We start from the raw sequence: 6,537 nt of genomic DNA on the forward strand, positions 1-6,537 counted from the left end.
GACCGCGTCGGCGCCGGCCCCGACCGCGGCGCCCCCCACCGTGGTGCCGGACACCCGCAACCCGGCCCTGCCCGGCGGGCCGCTGCTCGACCTGGACGAGGAACCGGTGCCCCCGGCGGTGTCGCTCAGCCTGCTCGGCACCCGGGACTGGCGGCACTGGGGCGGTACCGGCGCGGACAGCGTGCAGCGCAAGCAACGCGGCACCGGCGAGATCGAGGACCCGGGCGGTGACCGGTTGGAGCACAACGCCGGGGTCACGGACCTCAGCTGGACCGACGGCACGCCTACCGCGCGGCAGGACGGCACCCGGGCGGGTGTCTTCCAGCGCGGTGCCGGGAAGAGCTTCACGCTCGCCGTGGCCGGCAGCGGGGATCTGCGGACGGTGCGGCTCTTCGTCGGCACGTTCTCGGCCGGAGCACGGCTCGACGTGTCGCTCTCCGGCGGCCGCGAACCGGCCGTGCGGGAGGTGGCCCTGACCCGGGGCGACCGCTTCTACCAGTACGTGGTCCACTTCCGGGCGCCGCGCGGCCAGCGCCTGCTGATCACCTGGCGGGCGCTCACCGTGACCGGCGGGGAGAACGACGGGGTGTCGCTGGAAGCGGTCACGGTAAGCTGAGCGACCGCGTTGCCGACCCCGGTCCCGCTTGGTAACGAACTGGAAACGCCCGTCGGCCCACATATGGCGCAAAGGGCCGTCCGGTGACACCGTGAAGCCCGTCGCGCTCCGGTCGCTCCCCGACGGCGCCGGGTGACCGAAGCGGAGGGTGTGTGGGCGAGGAGGATCGTTCGCGAACCGGCCCCGGCTCGCACCGCGAGGGCCGTCCGAGCACCCGGTCCGCGTTGCGCCGGCTGCGACGCCGGCGGCGGCTGGCGCTGGAGGGCCTGGCCGCGTTCCTCTGCCTGGCGGCGCTGGTGGCCTATCTGGGCACCGAGCGGCACGACACGCCCCACCAGGAGAGCGCGGTGCTGCCGGTGGCGCCGACCGGTCGGGTCGGGCTGCCGAGCGAGGGCGACGGCGCGGTGGCCACCCCCGGCATGCGGCCCCGGCAGCGACCGCCGTCGCCGAGCCCGTCACCGTCCACGGCGCCGCCCTCCACCGTGGCCCCCACCGTCACGGTCGGCCGCGCCGAGGTGCCGGCCACCGTCGACCTCAGTGCCGTGGGCGCCGTCGACTGGGTCCACTGGGGACTGCTCGGCGCCGACCGCACCGTGCGCAAGCGGGACGGCTCCGGCGCGATCCGCGACGAGGGCGGTCGCGGACGGCGGGAGAGCTACAGCAACAACCCCGAGGCGTACGCCTGGCGCGACGGCGTGCCGGTGGGGTCGGCGAGCGGCACCATGTCGGGCGTCTACACCTGCGACCGTGGCAACGGCTTCACGCTCACCGTCGCCGCGGACGGCCAGCAGCGCACCGTCCACCTCTACGCCGGGCTGTGGATGGCCCGGGGTCGGCTCGACGTCCGGGTCGCCGGCGGCCCGGTCAGCACGGTCCGGATGGAGGATCCGCACACCGCGCTCACCGCCGACTTCACCATCCGGTTCCGGGCTCCGCGCGGTGCCAAGCTGCTGCTGACCTGGACCGTGGAGGAGTCGCTCGGTGAGTGCGGGAACGTCAGTCTCCAGGCCGCCGCGCTGCGGTGACCGACGATCGCCGGGTGCCCGGTCCGCGCCGGCGGTACCGTGGGCCGGACCAGTCCGAAACGGCCTCCGGAGTGATCGATGACCACTGGCGAGCAGGTGCGCGACAGCCCCGAGGGGTGGGTCGCCGACCACATCCGGCGCTACGTGGAGACCGGCGGTGCGGAGGGGCACGAGTGGCGGCCCGGGGTGTTCACCCTGCTGCTGACCACCCGGGGCCGGCGCTCCGGTGAGCTGCGGCGGACCGCCCTGATCTACGGCCGGGACGGCGACGCGTACCTGGTGGTGGCCTCGCGGGGCGGCGCACCGCGGCATCCGGCCTGGTACCTGAACCTCCTGGACGACCCCGAGGCCACGGTGCAGGTCGGCCCGGACACGTTCCGGGCCCGGGCGCGCACCGCGACGCCTGGGGAGAAGCCGCGCATGTGGCGTGCCATGACGTCCGTCTGGCCCGCGTACGACGAGTACCAGACGAAGACCGACCGGGAGATTCCGGTGGTGGTGCTGGAACGGGTCTGACCGCGCTTACCCGTCGGGTAATCGACCGGGGCGCGGACGCCCGCGCAGAATCGGTGGCACCTGCCGCGTCGCGAGACCGGCCCGTCACCGGGGAGGAACCATGCCCGCGTTCGCGCTCGCCAGCCTGCGGCCCACGCAGCTCAACGAGGAGATCCTGGAGTACATCGAGAAGGTGCAGTCGACCTTCGCGCCGTTCGGCGGCCGGTTCCGGGTGCACGGTGCCGAGCCCGAGGTCCTGGAGGGGGAGTGGCCGGGCACCGTGGTGATCGTCGAGTTTCCCGACGTCGAGCGGGCCCGCGCCTGGTACGCGTCTCCGGCGTACCAGGAGATCCTGCCGCTGCGGACCCGGAACATCGAGGGCGAGACGATCATCCTCGACGGGGTCGGCCCGGACTACGACGCCGCCCGCACCGCCGCCCGCATGCGGGCCGCGCGCGGCTGAACCGCGGGGACAGTTTGTCCGTCGTGTCGGGGGCGGGGCGTCGTACCTTTTCGATGTCCCGCCCGACCATCCTCAGTGGAGGAACGACCGATGAGTCGCCCTGCGCCCCTGGCCCCCGCCCGTCCGTCCCCCGACGGCGGCGTGCTGCGGGAGATCCCGCTGCCGCCGTACGTGACGGTCGAGGACGTCCAGTTCGCGGTGCGGGCGGTGGTGGTGCACGCGCCCCGGTCCTGGTCGGGCGGGACGATCTGTCGCAACGACGCCAGCCCGCACCCGTGCCGGCTGCACAGCTGGGGCCGCCGGGTCCTCGCCCTGCGCGGCCTGCCGCCGGCCGAGATCGACGCGCTGGTGGAGCGGGGCGACCCCACCGCCGATCCGCGCCCGTACCGGCCCGGCGCCTGAGCGGCCGGGCCGGCCGGGCCGGTCAGCAGAGGGCCGGCTTGACCCAGGAGCACTCCCGCCCCTCCGGCACCCGAGGTGAGTCCGGCGCGGTCGGCACCGTCATCCGGGCCGTGGTCGCACCCTTCTCGGTGTACGTGGCCAGCGCGATCGCGATCTGGTCCTCCAGCCCCTTGACCGACGAGGTCAGGTAGTTGTTGAGCACGATCGAGAAGGCCAGCAGCCGGCCGTCGGCGTCGGTGACGTAGCCGGAGAGGCCGGACGCGCCGGTCAGGCTGCCGGTCTTGGCGTGCACCCGGCCCGCGGCGGCGGTGCCGACCATCCGGCTGCGCAGCGTCCCGCCGACGAGCCGGTCGGGGTCGCCGGCGACCGGCAGGGCGGCGTACCAGGTGTCGAACCAGGGCTCGGCGCGGACCGCCGAGAGCAGCGTGACGAACTGCGCCGGCGGGACGAGGTTGCGCCGGGACAGCCCGGAACCGTCGCGCTGCCGCAGCGTCCCGGTGTCCACCCCGACGTCGCCGGCGTACTCGCCGACGGCGGACAGCCCGGCGGCCCAGGTGCCGGAGCCGGAGAGGACCCGGCCCAGCTCCTTGGTGAGCACCTCGGCGTGGCCGTTGTTGGAGAGCTTGAGGAACGGCACCATGAGGTCGGCCAGCGGCATCGAGTCGTGCCGGGCCAGCGGCCGGGCGGTGTCCGGGGTGGCCCGGCCGAGCACGGTCCGGCCGAGCACCCGCACGCCGTGCCGGCGCAGCGCGGACCGGAAGACGTCGGCGGCGTAGCCGGTCGGCTCCCAGACCGTCACCCAGTCGCTCTCGGTGGCCTCCCCGACCGCGATCTGGCCGGTCACCACCACGGTGTTGCCGCCGTGTTCGCGCTCGATGGAGATGGTCGTCTCGCCCTCGGCGACGGTCTGGGCCTGGTTGTCGACGCGCAGCCAGCCGTTGTCCGGGGTCATCGAGATCTTCGGCCGGGAGCCGGCCCGCGTCCCGGGCTCGGCGTGGACGATCACGGTGCCGGCGTCGTAGTCGGTGTCCGGGGCGACGGTCAGCGCGGACACCTGCGCCGCGTAGTAGTAGGGCTCGTCGTCCCAGGTCCAGTCCGGACCGAGACGGGTGCGGTCGTAGCGGGTGTCGTCGGCGACCAGGTCGCCGGTGACCACCCGTACGCCCGCGGCGGCGACCTGCCCGGCGAGCTGGTCGTAGTCCGCCGCCAGCATCGTCGGGTCGCCGCCGCCGCGCAGGTAGAGGTCACCGGAGAGCAGCCCGGCCCGACGCGGCCCGTCGGTGCTGACGTCGGTGGTGAAGCGGTGCCCGGGGCCGAGCAGCTCCATCGCCGCCGTCGAGGTGAGCAGCTTGGTGTTCGACGCGGGGACGAGCCGCCGCTGCCCGTTGCGGTCGTAGAGGGTGCGGCCGGTGGCGGCGTCGACCACGACCACGCCGGCCTGGGCGCCGTCGAGTCGGCTGTCGGCGAGGATGGTGTCGATGGTCGCGTGCAGCCGGGTCTGCGCGGGGGTGGGCGCTTCGGCCGTGGCGGTGGTGGCGCCGGCGGCGGCCGCGGTGGCGACCAGAACCGACACCGCGAGTGCCCGGGTGAAGAGACGGCGATGCATGCGTCGATGCTGCCATGGAGTTTTCCTGCGGGAAAGAGTCCGTGGCGAAAGGTTATTGCCAAACGCCGGTGTCGCCTCAGGGTCGGGGCGTGGCCACCCGGTCCGTCGGTCCCGGGCCGTCCGCCCCGCGGCGCAGGAGCAGCGGCGCGACCAGGGCGGCGAGCGCGCCGCCCAGCAGCGGGAAGACGATGAACACCCAGAGCTGGCGCAGCGCGGTGCCACCCTGGAACAGGGCCGGACCGAACGACCGGGCCGGGTTGACCGAGGTGCCGTCCAGGGTGATGCCGACCAGGTGGGCGGCGGCCAGTGCGAGACCGATCGGCACACCGGCGAACGCGGCGTGCTCACCGCGCCCGGTCACCACCAGCACCACCAGGACGAACAGGAACGTCAGCACGGTCTCCAGCACGGCCGCGCCACCCAGGTTGATGTGCGCGCCGTACCCGTTGGTGCCGAGCGCGCCGGTCTGGTCGACCACGTCACCCCAGCGGGTGAGTGCCCAGATCACGAACGCGGCGACCGTCGCGCCGGCGAACTGGGCGATCCAGTACGCCACCGCTCCCAGTGGAGAGATCTTCCCGGAGAGCAGGACGCCCAACGTGACGGCCGGGTTGATGTGGCTGCCGGAGAGCGGCCCCAGGGTGTACACCAGCGCCAGCATGGTGAACCCGAAGGCCAGGGCGACCACCACCACGCCGCCCTGGACCCGGGCGAAGACGGCGCTGCCCACGCCGAAGAAGATCAGCAGCAGCGAGCCGAGGAACTCAGCGACGTATCTGCGCGGGTCGTCCATGCCCTGAGCTTAGGGATCCGCCGGGCGCCGGGAGAGAAAACGCCTGTTCACGCGACCGCGGCGGATCATCGGGCTCTATTTGACGGATCCCTCTCCAGGGGGCACGGTGGGTGGGTGGGGAAGGGGCCGTGTCCCGCCCCGCTCTCCGTGCGGCGAACGATGGTTCGCCCGCTTCCGGGTCGCGAGCCGACCGCGTGGGCCGTGTCGCCCGCGAATTCCGAAATTCCAGCCATGAGGAGTTCCGCCATGCTGACCATGACCGACAACGCCGTCCTGGTGATCCGTGACCTCGCCGCGCAGCAGGACGTCGCCGACGCGGGCGGGCTGCGCATCGCCGCCGACACCGAGGCCGGCGCGCTCTCCATCGAGCTGGTCCCGGAGCCGGTGCAGGGCGACCAGGTGGTGGACACCCAGGGGGCCCGGATCTTCCTCGACTCCGACGCCGCCGAACTGCTCAACGACACCTCGGTCGACGCGGTCGTCGACGAGGAGGGCGTCGTCCAGTTCGGTTTCACCGAGCAGGAGTGACTCAACCGGCGCGGCGGGCCTCCCCGCCGCGCTGCCGGCCGGCGCGTCCCCGTTCCGGGGCGTCCCGGCCGGCCCACCCCGACCCGTCGCGCCGCTCCCGGTCCGGAGCGGCGAGCGCGGCCAGCACGTGCGCCAGGTGGTGCGACGTGCTCCAGGCGATCCAGTTGGCCGCCGAGCCCGCGCCCGCGCCGCGCCGGGCCCGGCGCAGGATCTCGTGATCGCCCCAGGAGAACGCGGCCCCGGTGGCCGGCCAGTGCGGCGCGGCCACAAGCGTCCGGCACAGGTCGGCGAAGCGTTCGTCGCCCCGCCCGCCCCGCCGGGACCAGCGGTAGACCCACCACGCGTCCTCGGCCGTCCAGCGCACCGTCGGAAGCCGGTCGCCGGGGACGTCCGCGCCGCGTGCCGCGCAGCCCACCCCGTAGTCGCCGTAGCCCAGGCGCAGGTCGGCCAGGTGCTGCCAGAGCAGCCAGTCGTAGCGGTCCAGGCGCACCGGCTCGTCGGCGGGGAGCCGGGACAGCGCCGGCGGCATCCCGCCCGCCGCCACGGTCACCGACCGCCAGGCGTGCCGCCGCGCCCACTCGGCCGCGCGCCGAGATCGGAAGAGCGTCG

Annotated in this window: 8 protein-coding genes and 1 pseudogene; 6 read left to right on the forward strand and 3 right to left on the reverse strand. The window is 74.3% G+C overall.

Going from position 1 to position 6,537, the window contains the following annotated elements; translation table 11 throughout:
* The 5 genes and pseudogenes from HUW36_RS34585 to HUW36_RS22835 form a co-directional block, all read left to right on the forward strand.
* Nucleotides 1–616, forward strand: a pseudogene (locus HUW36_RS34585) (hypothetical protein); the annotation flags it as partial.
* Between the two features lie 152 nt (nucleotides 617–768).
* A complete protein-coding gene (locus tag HUW36_RS22820; protein WP_246248285.1) occupies nucleotides 769–1,641 on the forward strand; it encodes a hypothetical protein in 873 nt (290 codons plus the stop codon).
* A gap of 78 nt (nucleotides 1,642–1,719) precedes the next feature.
* Nucleotides 1,720–2,157, forward strand: coding sequence for a nitroreductase family deazaflavin-dependent oxidoreductase (locus HUW36_RS22825; RefSeq protein ID WP_174530047.1), 438 nt, complete (start codon nucleotides 1,720–1,722; stop codon nucleotides 2,155–2,157).
* A 100-nt stretch (nucleotides 2,158–2,257) separates the two neighbouring features.
* Nucleotides 2,258–2,599: a DUF1330 domain-containing protein gene (locus tag HUW36_RS22830; protein ID WP_174530048.1), complete on the forward strand. Its 342-nt coding sequence runs from the start codon at nucleotides 2,258–2,260 to the stop codon at nucleotides 2,597–2,599.
* A 90-nt stretch (nucleotides 2,600–2,689) separates the two neighbouring features.
* Nucleotides 2,690–3,001, forward strand: a complete 312-nt coding sequence (locus tag HUW36_RS22835) for a hypothetical protein (protein WP_174530049.1) — start codon at nucleotides 2,690–2,692, stop codon at nucleotides 2,999–3,001.
* 22 nt (nucleotides 3,002–3,023) lie between these two features.
* Here the strand turns inward: HUW36_RS22835 and dacB are convergent, their stop codons facing one another.
* Together dacB and HUW36_RS22845 are read right to left on the reverse strand one after the other, a co-directional pair.
* Complete coding sequence (gene dacB, locus HUW36_RS22840) at nucleotides 3,024–4,607, reverse strand: D-alanyl-D-alanine carboxypeptidase/D-alanyl-D-alanine endopeptidase (RefSeq protein ID WP_174530050.1); 1,584 nt, start codon at nucleotides 4,605–4,607, stop codon at nucleotides 3,024–3,026.
* Nucleotides 4,608–4,683: 76 nt separating this feature from the next.
* Entirely contained in the window at nucleotides 4,684–5,400 is a 717-nt protein-coding gene (locus HUW36_RS22845) for an MIP/aquaporin family protein (protein ID WP_174530051.1), read from the reverse strand.
* A 246-nt stretch (nucleotides 5,401–5,646) separates the two neighbouring features.
* Here HUW36_RS22845 and HUW36_RS22850 point away from each other — a divergent pair, with 246 nt between their 5' ends.
* Entirely contained in the window at nucleotides 5,647–5,928 is a 282-nt protein-coding gene (locus HUW36_RS22850) for an iron-sulfur cluster biosynthesis family protein (RefSeq protein WP_091581101.1), read from the forward strand.
* Nucleotide 5,929: 1 nt separating this feature from the next.
* Here HUW36_RS22850 and HUW36_RS22855 read toward each other — a convergent pair.
* On the reverse strand, nucleotides 5,930–6,537 hold a 608-nt coding region (locus HUW36_RS22855), incomplete at its 5' end, for a beta family protein (RefSeq protein ID WP_217428856.1).

This window comes from Micromonospora maritima, assembly GCF_902825405.1.
Lineage (GTDB): Bacteria > Actinomycetota > Actinomycetes > Mycobacteriales > Micromonosporaceae > Micromonospora > Micromonospora maritima.